At 65.6% G+C, this 15022-nt stretch carries 16 protein-coding genes; 10 read left to right on the top strand and 6 right to left on the bottom strand.

Annotated elements, in window-relative coordinates; all coding sequences use genetic code 11:
• On the bottom strand, window positions 1-181 hold a 181-nt coding region (locus tag WAN71_RS05245), incomplete at its 3' end, for a hypothetical protein (RefSeq protein ID WP_422224313.1).
• Window positions 182-262: 81 nt separating this feature from the next.
• On the opposite strand from WAN71_RS05245, the gene WAN71_RS05240 reads away from it, so the two are divergent.
• The 4 genes from WAN71_RS05240 to WAN71_RS05225 all read left to right on the top strand — a co-directional run bounded on the left by WAN71_RS05240 (window position 263) and on the right by WAN71_RS05225 (window position 4383).
• Window positions 263-1621 (top strand): WS/DGAT/MGAT family O-acyltransferase, encoded by a 1359-nt coding sequence (locus tag WAN71_RS05240; protein WP_422224312.1) that lies wholly within the window; start codon window positions 263-265, stop codon window positions 1619-1621.
• Between the two features lie 63 nt (window positions 1622-1684).
• Window positions 1685-2170, top strand: coding sequence for an NUDIX domain-containing protein (locus tag WAN71_RS05235; RefSeq protein ID WP_422224316.1), 486 nt, complete (start codon window positions 1685-1687; stop codon window positions 2168-2170).
• Window positions 2171-2191: 21 nt separating this feature from the next.
• Window positions 2192-3097, top strand: a complete 906-nt coding sequence (locus WAN71_RS05230) for a haloalkane dehalogenase (RefSeq protein WP_422224315.1) — start codon at window positions 2192-2194, stop codon at window positions 3095-3097.
• A gap of 53 nt (window positions 3098-3150) precedes the next feature.
• Window positions 3151-4383, top strand: coding sequence for a cytochrome P450 (locus tag WAN71_RS05225; RefSeq protein ID WP_422224311.1), 1233 nt, complete (start codon window positions 3151-3153; stop codon window positions 4381-4383).
• A gap of 48 nt (window positions 4384-4431) precedes the next feature.
• Here WAN71_RS05225 and WAN71_RS05220 read toward each other — a convergent pair whose 3' ends face one another.
• Together WAN71_RS05220 and WAN71_RS05215 are read right to left on the bottom strand one after the other, a co-directional pair.
• Complete coding sequence (locus WAN71_RS05220; protein WP_422224310.1) at window positions 4432-4950, bottom strand: DinB family protein; 519 nt, start codon at window positions 4948-4950, stop codon at window positions 4432-4434.
• A gap of 7 nt (window positions 4951-4957) precedes the next feature.
• Complete coding sequence (locus tag WAN71_RS05215; protein ID WP_422224309.1) at window positions 4958-6037, bottom strand: ATP-dependent DNA ligase; 1080 nt, start codon at window positions 6035-6037, stop codon at window positions 4958-4960.
• Window positions 6038-6075: 38 nt separating this feature from the next.
• Between WAN71_RS05215 and ligD the strand changes: the two genes are divergently transcribed.
• Window positions 6076-7116 (top strand): non-homologous end-joining DNA ligase, encoded by a 1041-nt coding sequence (gene ligD, locus WAN71_RS05210; RefSeq protein ID WP_422224308.1) that lies wholly within the window; start codon window positions 6076-6078, stop codon window positions 7114-7116.
• A 143-nt stretch (window positions 7117-7259) separates the two neighbouring features.
• Here ligD and WAN71_RS05205 read toward each other — a convergent pair whose 3' ends face one another.
• Window positions 7260-7886, bottom strand: coding sequence for a hypothetical protein (locus WAN71_RS05205; protein WP_422224307.1), 627 nt, complete (start codon window positions 7884-7886; stop codon window positions 7260-7262).
• Between the two features lie 208 nt (window positions 7887-8094).
• Window positions 8095-8730 (bottom strand): cutinase family protein, encoded by a 636-nt coding sequence (locus tag WAN71_RS05200; protein ID WP_422224306.1) that lies wholly within the window; start codon window positions 8728-8730, stop codon window positions 8095-8097.
• 98 nt (window positions 8731-8828) lie between these two features.
• Between WAN71_RS05200 and WAN71_RS05195 the strand changes: the two genes are divergently transcribed.
• Together WAN71_RS05195 and WAN71_RS05190 are read left to right on the top strand one after the other, a co-directional pair.
• Window positions 8829-10013 (top strand): RNA-guided endonuclease InsQ/TnpB family protein, encoded by a 1185-nt coding sequence (locus WAN71_RS05195; protein WP_422224305.1) that lies wholly within the window; start codon window positions 8829-8831, stop codon window positions 10011-10013.
• 121 nt (window positions 10014-10134) lie between these two features.
• On the top strand, window positions 10135-11451 hold the full coding sequence (locus WAN71_RS05190; RefSeq protein ID WP_422224304.1) for a serine hydrolase domain-containing protein: 1317 nt from the start codon (window positions 10135-10137) through the stop codon (window positions 11449-11451).
• A 15-nt stretch (window positions 11452-11466) separates the two neighbouring features.
• Here the strand turns inward: WAN71_RS05190 and WAN71_RS05185 are convergent, their stop codons facing one another.
• The gene (locus tag WAN71_RS05185; RefSeq protein ID WP_422224314.1) at window positions 11467-12321 is read right to left on the bottom strand and encodes a phytanoyl-CoA dioxygenase family protein; all 855 of its coding nucleotides are present in this window, start codon (window positions 12319-12321) and stop codon (window positions 11467-11469) included.
• Window positions 12322-12566: 245 nt separating this feature from the next.
• Here WAN71_RS05185 and WAN71_RS05180 point away from each other — a divergent pair, with 245 nt between their 5' ends.
• The 3 genes from WAN71_RS05180 to WAN71_RS05170 form a co-directional block, all read left to right on the top strand.
• The gene (locus WAN71_RS05180) at window positions 12567-12983 is read left to right on the top strand and encodes a hypothetical protein (protein ID WP_422224303.1); all 417 of its coding nucleotides are present in this window, start codon (window positions 12567-12569) and stop codon (window positions 12981-12983) included.
• A gap of 69 nt (window positions 12984-13052) precedes the next feature.
• The gene (locus WAN71_RS05175; RefSeq protein ID WP_422224302.1) at window positions 13053-14102 is read left to right on the top strand and encodes an ABC transporter permease; all 1050 of its coding nucleotides are present in this window, start codon (window positions 13053-13055) and stop codon (window positions 14100-14102) included.
• 3 nt (window positions 14103-14105) lie between these two features.
• Window positions 14106-15022: ATP-binding cassette domain-containing protein (locus WAN71_RS05170; RefSeq protein WP_422224301.1), on the top strand; the 917-nt coding region annotated here is incomplete at its 3' end.

The raw sequence follows: 15022 nt of genomic DNA, 5'->3' as shown, positions 1-15022 counted from the left end.
GGCCATACCACAGCTGCCGGCGCCACGGCTGCCGATACCCGGGCCGGGACCGTTGGCGCCGGGTCCCCCGCACGAGCCCGGTCCCATGCCGGGCCTCCCGCACGGCGGTGGTCCTGGCCTCCCCGGCCTCCCCCATGGCGGCGGTGGGATTCCGCACCTTCCGGGACTCGGGGGCTTCCACCTTTGAGCACCCCGGGCTAGACCGCCAGATCGCCGCGCGCATTCGGCCGAATCCGCTTCATGCCCGCGCTTTAATGGGTCGATGGAGCTGATGTCGCCCACCGACTCGGTCTTTCTGCTGACCGAAACTCGTGAGCACCCTATGCATGTCGGCGGGTTGCAGCTGTTCGAGCCGCCGGAGGGCGCCGGACCGGAGTTTGCCCGGGAGGTCTACGACGCTCTGGTCGCCGACCGCGATTTCCAGCCCACGTTCCGCAAGCGACCCGCGTGGGTTGTCGGCGGACTCGCCAACGTTGCTTGGGCCTACGACGACCCGGATGACATCGACATCGACTACCACGTCCGGCGCTCGGCGTTGCCTTCGCCGGGGCGGGTCCGCGATCTGCTAGAGCTGACCTCGCTGCTGCATAGCAGCCTGCTCGACCGACACCGCCCGCTATGGGAGGCACACTTCATCGAGGGGCTGAACGACGGTCGCTTCGGCCTCTACAGCAAGTTCCACCACTCGTTGGTCGACGGTGTGTCCGTGCTGAAGCTGATGCAACGCGCAATGTCGACCGATCCGGACGATCCCGAGCTGCGTTCCATCTGGAGCCTGCCGCGTCGTCGCCATTCGGTCGTCCGGTCCCGACTACAGACGCTGAGACAGGCGGCCGAATCCGTTGCGGCGTTTGGCCCTTCGATGTGGTCGCTGGCCCGCGCCGCGCTGGTGGAACAGCAGCTGACCCTGCCATTCGCCGCGCCGCGCACCATGCTCAACGTCCGGATCGGCGGCGCACGGCGTGCCGCTGCCCAGTCGTGGTCGGTGGACCGCATCAAAAGCATCAAGCGCGCCGCCGGGGTGACCGTCAACGATGTCGTCCTCGCGATGTGCGCCGGTGCGCTGCGCTACTACCTGTTGGAGCAAGACGCGCTGCCGGACGCTCCACTGGTCGCAATGGTTCCGGTGAGCCTACGTTCAGCGGAGGAAGCCGACAGCGGCGGCAACATGGTCGGCAGCATGCTGTGCAATCTGGCCACCGACGTCGATGATCCGGCCAAGCGGCTCGAGGCGATCAGCGAATCGATGCGCGGCAACAAGAAGGTGTTCGCCGAATTGCCTCGGCTACAAGCCTTTGCGTTGTCGGCGTTTCTGATCGCGCCGCTGGGCCTGTCCGCGGTGCCGGGCTTCGTCTCGTCGGCGCCGCCGCCGTTCAACATCGTCATCTCCAACGTGCCGGGCCCGACCGAGCCGATGTACTGGGGAGGGGCCCGTCTCGCCGGCAACTATCCGCTGTCGATTGTGCTCGACGGGCAGGCGCTGAACATCACGCTGGTCAACAACGCCGACAATATTGACTTCGGCTTGGTCGGATGCCGGCGAAGTGTGCCGCACCTGCAGCGGTTGCTCGGTCACCTGGAAAGCTCGCTAAAGGATTTGGAACGCGCGGTCGGAGTTTGACCGGCGACGATGCAGAGCGCGCAGCGCGATGAGGAGGAGCCGGGCAATCCGGCTCAGCCGGCGATGCCCAAGCTGAGCGCCGGGCTGCTGCTGTACCGGGTGCGCGACGACGTCGTCGAAGTCCTCATCGGGCATCCGGGTGGGCCGTTTTGGGCGCGCAAGGATGACGGCGCCTGGTCGATCCCCAAGGGCGAGTACGCCGACGGCGAAGACCCTTGGGCTGCTGCGCAACGCGAATTCGAAGAGGAGATCGGCCTGCCGGCGCCGGCCGGCCCGCGCATCGAATTTCCACCGCTCAAGCAGCCCAGCGGCAAGGTCGTCACCGCGTTCGCGGTGCGGGGCGATCTTGACCTGGCCGATGCGCACAGCAACACCTTCGAACTGGAATGGCCCAAGGGTTCCGGGCGGATTCAGACCTTCCCCGAGGTCGACCGGGTCCGCTGGTTCCCGGTGGCGCAGGCCAGGGCCAAGCTGCTGAAAGGCCACCGCCCCGTGCTGGATCAGTTGATGGCACACCCGACCGTTGCCGGCTCGCGCGAAGGCGAATGAGCCTGGCGTATGTTCACACGTATGCAGACGCTGCGGACACCTGATGACCGGTTCACCGATTTGCCCGAATTCCCTTATGCCTCAAGCTATTGCGAAGTATCAGACGACGACGGTGGGTCGCTGCGGATGGCCTGGGTGCAAGACGGCCCAGACGATGCCGACCCGGTGCTCATGCTGCACGGCGAGCCGTCGTGGTCCTTCTTGTACCGCAAGATGATTCCGGTGCTGACCGCGGCCGGGCATCGCGTTGTCTGCCCGGACTTGGTCGGGTTCGGTAGGTCCGACAAGCCCGCTCGCATCGAGGACCACAGCTACGCCCGCCATGTCGAGTGGGTGCGGGCTTTGGCGTTCGACATCTTGGACCTGCACCGGGTCACCCTGGTCGGGCAGGACTGGGGCGGATTGATCGGATTACGCTTGGCCGCCGAGCATCCCGAACGCTTCAGCAGGCTCGTCGTCGCCAACACCGGGCTGCCGACCGGCGACATCCCGATGCCGGAGATCTGGTGGCGGTTCCGGGAGGCGATCCAGCGGGCACCGTCGATCGACGTCGGCCGGTTTGTGCAGGGCGGCTGTCGTCGGCCGATGAGCGATGAGGTGCGCGCCGGCTACGACGCGCCATTCCCGGACGACACTTATTGCGCTGCACCGCGCGCCATGCCCGGGTTGGTGCCGACGTCACCCGATGACCCGGCGGCCCCGGCCAACCGCTCGGCATGGGCGAAGCTTTGCGGCAGTTCGACGCCGATGTTGGTCGCGTTCAGCGACGGCGATCCGATCACCGGTGGCATGGCGCCGATCTTTCAGCGCGAAATGCCCGGCGCACAGGGGATCGAGCACCCGGTCGTGCACAATGCCGGGCACTTCCTTCAAGAAGACGCCGGGGAGGACCTCGCCGGCCATATCGTCGAATTCCTGCGGAGCTAACCGGCGTCAGCAGCGAAAACTGGCTACCGGCTCAATTCCTGCACAATGTGTGCATGACGAGTGTGTCGAGTGTCGCCGAGCCGCAGGCACTTTTGCTGCAACTACTGGACCCGGCCAACCGGGCCGACCCGAATCCGGTGTACAAGCAGTTCCGTGACAACGGGCCGATGCAACTGCCGGGAGCCAATCTAACCGTCTTTTCGGCGTATCGCGACTGCGACGAGGTGCTGCGGCATCCGTCATCCTCGGTCGACCGGCTCAAGTCGACGGTCGCGCAACGCATGCTCGCTGACGGCGCGACCGTGCGCCCGATGGGGCCTCCCGGTTTCCTGTTCCTCGATCCGCCCGATCACACCAGGCTGCGCAAACTGGTCAGCAAGGCCTTCGTGCCCAAGGTGATCAACGAGCTGCAACCGGAGATCGCCGGGTTGGTCGACGGATTGCTCGACAGCATCGCCGAAAGGGGACGGTTCGACGTCATCAGTGATTTGGCCTACCCGCTACCGGTCGCGGTCATCTGCCGGCTGCTGGGAGTTCCGCTGAAGGACGAGCCGGAGTTCGGCCGCGCATCGGCGCTGCTCGCGCAGGCGCTGGACCCGTTCTTCGCAGTCACCGGCGAGCCGGGAGAGGGCATGCAGGAGCGCATTCGCGCCGGTCAGTGGCTGCGGGAATACCTGCACGACCTGATCGGGCAACGCCGTTCGCAACCCGGCGACGACCTGATGTCGCGGTTGATCGCGGTGGAGGAGTCCGGGGATCAGCTGGCCGAAGACGAGATCGTCTCGACGTGCAGCTTGCTATTGATCGCCGGGCATGAGACCACCGTGAACCTGATCGCCAACGCCATCTTGGCGATGCTGCGCCACCCCGCGCAGTGGGCCGCGCTTGGCGCCGACGCAGATCGCGCTTCGGCGGTCATCGAGGAGACGCTGCGCTACGACCCGCCCGTGCAATTGGTGGCCCGAATTGCCGCTGACGACATGACGATTGGGGATACCCAAGTAGCCAAGGGCGACACCATGATGCTGCTGCTGGCCGCAGCTCAGCATGACGCGAGCGAGTTCGAGCGGCCGGACATCTTCGATCCGGATCGAAAAGCGTTTCGGCACTTGGCATTCGGACGAGGTCTGCACTACTGTCTGGGCGCTGCGCTGGCCCGGCTGGAGGCCGCGGCCGCGTTGTCGGCGGTGACGGCGCGCTTCCCGCAAGCGCGGCTGGACGGCGAACCGGCCTACAAACCGAATGTCACGCTGCGCGGATTGTCGTCGCTAGCCGTGGCGGTGTAACCATTCGCCGAATGTCCAGTTATTGCACGCTTTTCGCAAATTCGCGTCTCATAAGTGGCCGCTCGATGGATAGACCTGGCGGCGAATGTCGAGGAGGTGGTGTTGCGCCTCGTGCATTGTATGTATTGCGACCCACCGCAGCGAGCGTTCGCACGTTGCTGGGTAGTGGTAAATAACTGTGCGATCCCAGTCGTCGGCGGTCAGTCGGGCGAGGACATTGCTGAACATCTGTGCGGCGTCCGCAAGCTGGCGGGCCACATCCTCCGGCTCCTGTTCCGAATATCCATCGTGCGCGACCCGCTCGTCACGTCCCGACGGGGCACAGTCCGGCTGATCCATGCGCCGGGCCGCGAGTACCCGCTCGCGCTGCACAAGCAGCATGTCCCGCAGATGGCAGCCATACTCCAGCGGCGACCACACACCGGGCTGGCGCCGGGATCGCACGTTGATGTCGCGGACGCGCAAGATTGCTACGACCTCGGCGATGCACTCCCGGATATTCCCCTCGACCGCCGCAGACTGACTGAGGTCGTAAATAAAACCGCAGTCCGCGCATTGATCCGGCACCCCACCATCATCCGCCAGCGCGTGTCCCCAGCCCCGGCACGATGTCGCCGAGATTGAAGGTGACTGGGGTTTCGAGTTGCGAATAGCTACATGACCGTGGGTCGCGATCGGGGCGCCAGCGGTTGAACTGGGCGGTGTGCCGAAACCTTTCCCCTTCCATGTGGTCGTAGCGGACCTCCACCACCCGTTCTGGCCGCAGCGGCACGAACGAGAGGTCTTTGCCCGCGTTCCAGCGGGAGGATTCGTTCTTCCGCGGTGTGCGCTCGCCGGCTTCGTGGGCCGCCCAATTCCACGGGTGGCCATCGAAGCTGGTGACGAGCGGCTGCAGCTCGTCGAACAGTCGCCGCCGCTCGGCCATCGGGAAAGCGCCGATGACGCCAACCGATGCGAGTGTGCCGTCGTCCTTGTACAGCCCGAGCAATAGCGAGCCGATCGCGTCGCCGCCCGATTTGTGTACTCGATAACCGGCGACCACGCAGTCTGCGGTGCGCTCGTGCTTGATCTTGAACATGACGCGCTTGTCCGGCTGATAGGTGATGCCCAGCGGCTTGGCGACGACGCCGTCAAGGCCGGCTCCCTCGAACTCGTCGAACCAGCGCTGCGCGGTCGCCTGATCGGTGGTGGCGGGCGTGACGTGAATCGACGGGCCTGACCCGGCGAGCGCGTCGACGAGGGCCGCGCGCCGCTCGGAAAACGGGCGTCCGGTGAAGTCGTCGTCGCCGAGGGCAAGCAAGTCGAAGGCGATGAAGGACGCGGGTGTCTTGTCGGCGAGCATCCGCACGCGCGAGTCGGCCGGGTGGATGCGCTGCTGCAGCGCCTCGAAGTCCAGGCCGTGGTCGGTGGCGATGACGATCTCGCCGTCGATCACGCACCGCGTCGGCAACTCGGCCTTGGCCGCCGCGACCAGTTCGGGAAAGTACCGGGTCATCGGCCGCTCGTTGCGGCTGCCCAGTTCCACCTCCTCGCCGTCGCGAAAGCAGATCGACCTGAACCCGTCCCATTTGGGCTCGTACGACGCGTCGGGCGGGATGGATTTAACCGATTTCGCCAGCATCGGCGAAACCGGCGGCATGACAGGCAAGTCCATGTGCACATTGTGCTGGAACCCTGTGCTGGAATCAGGATGTGGCCGCTGAAGCAGAAGAACTCGACGTCGACGGGATCGCGGTTCGGCTCACCAACCCGGACAAGGTGTATTTCCCGGAACTGGGCGCCAGGGGAACGAAACGCACACTGGTCGAGTACTACCTGGCGGTCGCGCGCGGGCCGATGCTCACCGCGCTGCGCGACCGGCCAACCCATCTGCAGCGGTTCCCCGACGGCATCGACGGCGAGGAGATCTACCAGAAGCGCATTCCGCAGCACCATCCCGATTATCTGGAGACGTGCCGGGTGACGTTTCCGTCCGGTCGGACGGCCGACGCGTTGACGGTGACCCATCCCGCGTCCATCGTGTGGGCGGCGCAGATGGGCACCGTCACACTGCATCCCTGGCAGGTGCGCTGCCCGGATACCGAACACCCCGACGAGTTGCGCGTCGACCTGGATCCCCAGCCCGGCACCGGTTTCAACGAGGCCCGGGCAGTTGCCGTCGACGTATTACGGCCGCTGCTCGACGAACTCGGGTTGGTCGGCTACCCAAAGACGTCAGGGGGTCGCGGCGTCCACGTGTTCCTGCGCATCAAAACGGATTGGGATTTCGTCGCGGTGCGCCGGGCCGGCATCGCGCTGGCGCGCGAGGTGGAGCGCCGTGCGCCGGATGCGGTGACGACCTCGTGGTGGAAGGAAGAGCGCGGCAAGCGCATCTTCGTCGACTTCAACCAGAACGCGCGCGACCGCACCTTCGCGTCGGCGTACTCGGTGCGGCGCACCGCGATCGCGACGGTGTCGACGCCGCTGACCTGGGCGGAGCTGGCAACCGCCGACCCCGACGACTACACCATGGCCACCGTGCCCGACCTGGTAGCACGCCGCGACGACCCGTGGGCCGACATGGATTCGGTTGACCAGTCGATCGCACCGCTACTCGAGATGGTCGAGGCTGACGAAGAACGTGGCCTCGGCGATCTGCCGTATCCGCCCAACTACCCGAAAATGCCGGGAGAGCCCAAACGCGTTCAACCGAGCCGGGATGCCGATCGAAAAAGGGAAGACAAGCCGCAGTGAACTCAGTCGTCGTAGTGGCGGTTACGGTTGACCCGTGGTGCACCACGGGATCCGCGCCGCTCCCGTCTTCAAACTCCCCGCGCGCCTCCTCGCTCCTCCGAGCGCTTCAGGGAGCGGGCGCTCGCGCTACCGGAACGTCGAGATCAGAACGGGCCCAGACCCATGGAGGCGATGACCATGTCAGCGAGCGAGTCCGTTACGGGGACACCAGTGATTAGCTGCTCGAGCTCGGCAATGTACGCACCTCCGGTGGCACCGAATGCCTGGGTCAGATCCGCGAGCGCGTCATTGTCGGGTGGCGGAAGGGCATCAAATGCCTTATCAAGCAGCACAGCAAGGGCGGGCTGATAATTAGTGAAAACAGTATCAAGTTGGAGAGCCACCCCACTGTTTGTGCCCGCGATGTCCTCGAACGGGTCAGGTTCGGCGCCGGGGGGGTTGAGGGGCCCTACGTTCGGGATGGTCGAAAAGTCGTCGACAAACCCGTCGAATAGGCCCGCCCAGAATGTTGGGTTGACGGCGTAGGTCAGCAAGTCTCCATCAAGAATGGCCGCATCGGGGTTGCTAGGGAAAAGGTCCTCAAATGGGTCAAGGTCGGGGATCACGTTGACAGCGCCGCTCACGGGGTCGGCCTGGGCGGCAGGCGCGATGGCCGCCGAGAGCAGGGCGGCGCCAATGGCGCCGGCGGCAACCACGCCGAAACCGGCCGCGGGAGCGACCCGGCGGCGACGCTGATCATTGGTTGGGCCGTCGTGAGATCTGATGCTCATGGCAAAGCTCCGCTCGTTTGTTGTTGTCGTGGGCCGTCCACACACGGCGCTAAGGTAACTCTCAGGTTGCTCTTATGCACGACAACGACAGAAATACTTACCAATAGATGAGAACGAGATCTAACTGTTACCGAACTGTGATGTTCGATCACCCCGGCCGAGTTCCGGTTACCCCGAAGATGCCCGGGGGCGAAAAACGGGCGGAGCGCTAGAGCCGACCCGCGACGAACGTCGCGGCCTGGTTGGTCGCATCGGGGACATAGCCCAGATGCGCGATGATGCTTCCGCCCTCGGCGCAGATATTGTCGTCGGGTAGGCAGATGTCGATGGTCCTCGGGCTGTAGCTCGGGTCGATCGCCGGAATCTGGTTGTCCGACAACTGCTTTGCGTAGCTGCTCTGCGGATTACCGAACAAGGCAACGGCGGCAACGTGATTGGCGACCTGCGGGGACAGCTGGTGGCTGGTCATGTCCATGACGCCCGCGCCCTGCGAATATCCCCCCAGCACGATTTTGGTGTTCGGGCAGTTCGCCGCGGTCCCTTGCACGTGGGCGACCGCGTCGGCGGCACCGGCGTGTGCGCTGTTGACGTAGTCGTTGGTCGCCGGGTAGTTGACCGGGTAGAGGTTCACCGTCTTTCCGGGAAGCTGGCCGGTCAGCGAGTCGAAGAAGGCCTGGCCCGGCCCGCCGGGTCCAACGGGCTCACCGGTGCCGCGCGCGAACACCACCTCGGCATCCGGACACTGATCGGCAACGGCGACCCGAATGCCCAAGGGTGCGGTCGACAAGGCCCCGATCGTCGCCAGCGCGGTGCCAACGATGCGAGCAATGCTGCGGTTACTCATGGGCTGGTTGCGGCGTGGAAACTCCTGGTTTTAGCCGGGGGTGGAAACGCCACGTCTCCTTTCGGTGGGTTGTCGGTGGTGACGGCTAGCTTGCAGGAATGGCGCGCTATCGGTTGCTTCCGACTGCCGAGCAGGCGGTGGTCTTGGCCGAGCATTGCCGCCACGCCCGCTATGTGTGGAACTTGGCGGTCGAGCAGCAGCAGCACTGGCAGCCGGGTCGCCGCGCGCCGGGTTATAACGAACAGTGCGCCCAGTTGACGGCGGCCCGCGCCGAATACCAGTGGCTGGCAGCGGGGTCGCAGACAGTGCAGCAGCAGGCATTGCGGGATTTCGCCCAAGCGATGCGTAACTTCTTCGCGCGAACGCATCGCCGCCCGAGGTGGCGCAAAGCCGGGGTGCATGAGGGCTTCCGGCAGGTGGCGGTGAAAGCCCATCACGTCGAGCGGCTGAACCGCCGGTGCGGCCGTGCGTGGGTGCCCAAGGTCGGTTGGGTCCGGTTCCGCATGTCGCGGCCAGTGCCGGAAGGTGTGAAGTCCTACCGCATCACCTGTGATCGGGCCGGCCGCTGGCACATCGCGTTCGCCCATGTACCGCAACCCATTGCTGGGCCCTGCGACGGGTCGGTGGTGGGTATCGACCGCGGTGTTGCGGTAGCCGCGGCCTTGTCGACTGGTGAGCTGCTGCGTGCGCCTGCGCTGAGCCGCGGCGAGGCCAAGCGGTTGAAGGTGCTGCAGCAGCGCCTGGCCCGAGCCAAGCGGGGCTCCAACCGGCGAACTCGCAGTAAACGCGCGATCGCAAAACTCACTGCCCGTGCGGCCGACCGACGTAAGGACTGGGTCGAAAAGGCCACCACTGATGTGGCGCGCCGGTTCGATACCATTCGGATTGAAGCACTTGATGTGCGTGCGATGGCGCGCTCTGCGCGGGGAACCGTGCAGCAGCCCGGTGTAGGTGTTGCCGCCAAACGCGGTCTGAACCGGGGTATCAGTCGCAGCTGTTGGGGCCTGTTCGCTGCGCGTTTGCAGCACAAGGCCTCTGGCCGGGTCGAGCAGATCCCGGCCGCGTACACGTCGCAACGATGCGCCGTGTGCGGGCACGTCGCTCCCGGAAACCGTAAGAGCCAAGCGGTTTTCCAGTGCCAAGCCTGCAACGCGGGCCGGTGCAACGCCGACGTGAACGCTGCACGCAACATCGCCGCCGGACTGGCGGTGACAGCACGGGGAGACTTCGGCGCTAGCCGGTCTACGAACCGTGAACCTCAACTCTGCTCTCCTGCCACATAGGTAGTCGGACGGGGTTGGAATCCTCTGGCTTTTGCCAGAGGAGGACGTCAACTTTGCAATGCTGCCATCTTGCCGGAGCACGAGTAATAGCATCACGCCATGATCGGATCGCGGCGCGGCGATGCAGGTCAACCACGGGTTGCGGCATAGCACCGTGGCCCAGGTAGCTCTTCTCGAAGCCGACAGCGGTCTGCCACGCGGCGTCCGCGGGGCCGCCGACCCGCGTTTCGCCAATGCGATCCGGATTTTCGCCGGACTGTTTCCAGGGCGCCGGTTCGGTGGCGGCAGCCTGTGCGTCTACATCGACGGCAGGCCGGTCGTCGACGTGTGGACGGGGTGGTCAGACCGGGCCGGTGACGTGCCATGGACGGCCGACACCGGCGCGATGGTGTTCTCTGCGACGAAGGGTGTCGCGTCCACGGTGATTCACCGATTGGTTGACCGGGGCTTGCTGTCCTACGACTCGCCCGTTGCCGACTACTGGCCGGAGTTCGGGGCCAACGGCAAAGCCGACATCACGGTCCGCGACGTCTTGCGGCATCGATCCGGGCTGTCGCATCTGAAGGGCGTCAACAAGACCGAGTTGATGGATCACCACCTCATGGAGGAGCGGCTGGCCGCGGCACCGGTCGACCACCTGCGGGGCGCCCCCGCGTATCACGCGCTGACCTACGGTTGGCTGCTGTCGGGTCTGGCCCGGGCGGTGACCGGTGCGGGCATGCGCGAACTGGTCCGCACCGAGCTGGCGCAACCGCTCAACACGGATGGCCTGCATCTGGGCCGCCCGCCCGCCGGCGCGCCCACCACGGTCGCACAGATCCTGGCCCCGCAGAGCAAGCGGCCCAATCCGGTGTTCAACTTCGTCGCACCGAGGGTGGCCGGTCTGCCGTTCTCGGGCGCCTTGGGCGCGATGTACTTCCCGGGCATCAAATCGCTTGTGCAGGGCGATATCCCGTTCCTTGACGGCGAAGTTCCCGCAGCCAACGGTGTTGTCACCGGCCGTGGCTTGGCGAAGATGTACGCCGCACTGGCCAACGAGGGCCGCATCGACGGAACACGGTTCCTGTCGTCGGAGTTGGTGGACGGCCTGATCGGCAAGCCGCGGGTGCTGCCTGATTTGAACATCATGGTGCCGATGCCGTTTCACCTCGGCTATCACGAATCACCGGTTCCGGGTCTACTCAAGGGGTTCGGCCATGTCGGCCTGGGCGGAACCCTCGGATGGGCCGATCCCGAGACCGCCAGCGCGTTCGGTTATGTCCACAATCGGCTGTTGACACCGATGGTGTTCGACATGGCATCGTTCGCGGGCTTGGCTCGTCCGCTGCGCAGCGCCATCACCGCCGCCCGTCACGCCGGTGCTCTGGAGGTGCCGCAGTTCGGCGCAACCTATGGCCAACCCCGACAGCGAAAGCGGGCGGTATCGGGGAGGCGCTAGCGCTTCGGCCCGACGTTAAGGCTGGTCCAGCAGCCGCAGGGGATGCAAACCGTCGACCGCGCCGACGAACGGCGGGTGGATGCTGTAGCCGAGCATGCGGCGAATGTCATCCGAGACCTCCCGAGCGATCTCGCGTGAGATCGACAGGGTGAACGCCTCCATCGGGCGAAGCCACGGTTGGCAGTATTGGGCGGTGACGGCAAGACGGGCGTGAGTGGTGGTGTTGGCGCCTCCGCCATGCCAAAGGGTGCCGACGAAGAAGACACACGAACCCGCGGGCATCACAACCGGTACCGACTGATCGCCCGGGCCCGGTCGTCGCTTGCCCCAGCGGTGACTGCCGGGGAACAGCACGGTCGAGCCGTTGTCGGCGGCGAAGTCGTCGATCGCCCAAATCGTCGCGGCCGCCAACGGCTCCCGCGGACGCGGAACCGGGTAGAACCCGTCGTCATGGTGAGCGAGCTGCGCGGCCTCACCGGGCTGAATGTTGATGGCCTGCAAGGCCGAAAGCAGGTAGTTGGGCATCAGCAGCCGATCGAGCACCGCCAGCACCCGTGGATGGTCGACAAGCGGGTCGCACACCCGCGTCCTGCTCAACACGCTGTAGATGCGCTGGGTTGCACGGCCCTCGAACGAGTTACGCCCGGTGTGCCCCAACCAGGGATGGACAACGTCACGGATCTGCCGGCAGTCGTCGTCGCTGAGCAGTTTCTCCCAGATGACGTAGCCGTCGCGGTCGAGGGCCGCCATGTCGGCCTCTACGATCGCAGGGTCGACCGAGGCCCCACTGGTCGGCGTCCTCTTGTAGCGAAGCGCCAAATCGCCTCTGAGGTCTTCCAGAGTTGTGACGGACTCGTCGGCTGGGTTCATAGGCACGTCCATGTGTACGCTCGTCTGCACTCGTCTTTACGCTATGACAACACCCTAACTCTGCGAACAGCCCATGGTCAGGCGTCAAGCGCCCTATCCTGAAAGATCGGGGATTCAGGGGCTAAGCGGCGGAGGGTCGGATGACGGCCATAACGACGTGCCGCGCGTGCGGGACGGAACGCCGTGAGAACGCGCGGTTCTGTCGTGGATGCGGCTGGCCGGTTGCCGCGGCCGACACTCAAGCGTTGGACCAGCAGGTGACGGTGTTGTTCGACGACGTCTACTTGGCGCGTGAGCGGGCTCGGCGGGGCGATCGCGATGGCGCGATTCCGCTGATGCGCGCCGGCGTCGACGATCTGCTCCGCGAAGGACGATCGCGGGAGTGGGGCATTCCGGCGACTGGAGTGCTGGTGGAGACGCTGCTCGACGGCGGCACCGAGAGTGACGTCGTGGAAGCCGAGGCCGCGATCGAGCGGTTAGCGTCAGCACCGACCGACGACCATTCCGCCTTGCGCGCCATCTGGCTGCTGCGGTTACGCGCCCTGTTGGCGCGGGCGCGCGGCGAAGGTGTGAGATACCTGGACTTCGTGAATCGCTACCGCAACATGGCGACATCGCTTGGCTTCGAAGGGCACATCGCCTGGGCCGAGGCGATGCCGTGACACCGGCCGGACGGGGCAACATGATCAAACCCGGCACGGGTATGCCGGGTCATCGGTAGCCTCCCCGGCATGCTGTCCGCGGCCTTGCGTGACATGCAATGGCGAAGGCGTCGCCTCGTCATCGCGATTGTCAGCACCGGGTTGGTCTTTGCGATGACGCTCGTTCTGATCGGTCTTGCGAACGGCTTTCGGGTGGAGGCGCAGCGGACCGTCGACTCCATGGGCGTCGACAGATTTGTGGTCAAAACCGGTGCGGCCGGACCGTTTCTGGGAGCGACACCATTCGCCCAAGTTGACCTGGCGCGGGTGGCCGGTGAACCCGGCGTCGCCGCCGCAGCCCCACTGGCCACCGCGGCGATGACGATCGGGGAGGGCTCGGCGACGCGAAACAGCACGGCCTTCGGCGCACCGGAGCATGGACCCGGCATGCCAGTTGTCTCGCAGGGAGAAGCGCCGTCGACACCGGACGAGGTCGCGGTGTCGAGCACGCTGGGTCGTCACCTCGGTGATGCTCTAGTCATCGGCGCACACACATTGCGGATCGTCGGCATTGTGCCCAATTCCACCGCATTGGCGAAGACACCCAACCTCTTCCTGACAACCGAGGGCCTCCAGCAGCTGGCGTACAACGGTCAGCCGATGGTCACATCGATCGGGATCGTCGGCATGCCCCAGCATCTTCCCGACGGCTATCAAACTCTTGATCGTGCGGCCGGTGTCAACGATCTGCTGCGGCCGTTGAAGGTCGCGGCCAGTGCGATCACGATGGTGGCTGTGTTGCTTTCGATCGTGGCGGTGCTGATCGTCGGGTCAATGGTGTACCTTTCGGCGCTCGAGCGCATGCGTGATTTCGCGGTGTTCAAGGCGATCGGCGTGCCGACGCGGTCGATTTTGGCGGGGCTCGCGGTGCAGGCGGTCATCGTCGCGCTGCTGGCGGCGGTGGTCGGCGTCATCCTTGCGCAATTATTGGTGCCGCTGTTCCCGATGATCGTTGTGGTGCCGATGTACGCCTACTTGGGGCTACCGGTGATCGCGGTCGCGGTCGGTCTGCTGGCCAGCGCCGCTGGGTTGAGGCGCGCGGTGGCGGTCGATCCCGCGCTCGCGTTCGGAGGTCCTTGAGCCGTGGGCGATCTCAGCATCCAAGACCTGGTCGTTGAGTACTCCAGTGGTGGGTACGCTGTCCGGCCGATCAATGGCTTGAACCTCGACGTGTCGGCAGGGTCACTGGTGATCCTGCTCGGGCCCAGCGGCTGCGGGAAGACGACGTTACTGTCTTGCCTCGGCGGCATTCTGCGGCCGAAGAGCGGCGTGATCAAGTTCGGTGGCGTCAACGTCACCACGCTCGACGGACGTGAGCTGGCCAAGTACCGACGCGACCAGGTTGGCATCGTTTTCCAGGCCTTCAACTTGGTGCCGAGCCTCACCGCCCTGGAAAACGTGATGGTTCCGCTGCGCGCGGCCGGCGTGTCACGTGCGACCTCGCGTCGGCGTGCCGAGGAACTTCTGGAGCGCGTCAATCTTGCGGAACGGATGAAACACCGACCGGGTGACCTCAGCGGAGGGCAGCAGCAGCGTGTGGCGGTCGCCCGGGCGATCGCGCTGGAGCCGTCGTTGATTCTCGCCGACGAGCCGACCGCGCACCTCGACTTCATCCAGGTGGAGGAGGTGCTGCGGCTGATCCGCTCGCTCGCCGCGGGCGAGCGTCTGGTGGTGGTCGCCACCCACGACAGCCGGATACTGCCGATGGCCGATCACGTCATCGAGATGGTACCGACGCTGGTGTCGACGAATCGGCCACCCGAAACCGTCCATCTGACGGCGGGCGAGGTGCTCTTCGAGCAGTCCACGATGGGCGAACTGATCTACGTCGTCTCCCAGGGTGAGTTCGACATTGTGCGCGAATTAGCTGATGGCGGTGAGGAATTGGTGAAGGTCGCCGGGGTTGGCGACTACTTCGGCGAGATCGGTGTGCTGTTCAACCTGCCGCGCTCGGCGACGGTGCGGGCCCGAACCGACGCGACGGCCATCGGCTACACCGC

It is taken from the genome of Mycobacterium sp. (assembly GCF_049280035.1).
Lineage (GTDB): Bacteria > Actinomycetota > Actinomycetes > Mycobacteriales > Mycobacteriaceae > Mycobacterium.
The sequence above is the reverse complement of the archived record's forward strand: the minus strand, read 5'-3'. Positions and strand labels throughout refer to the sequence as shown.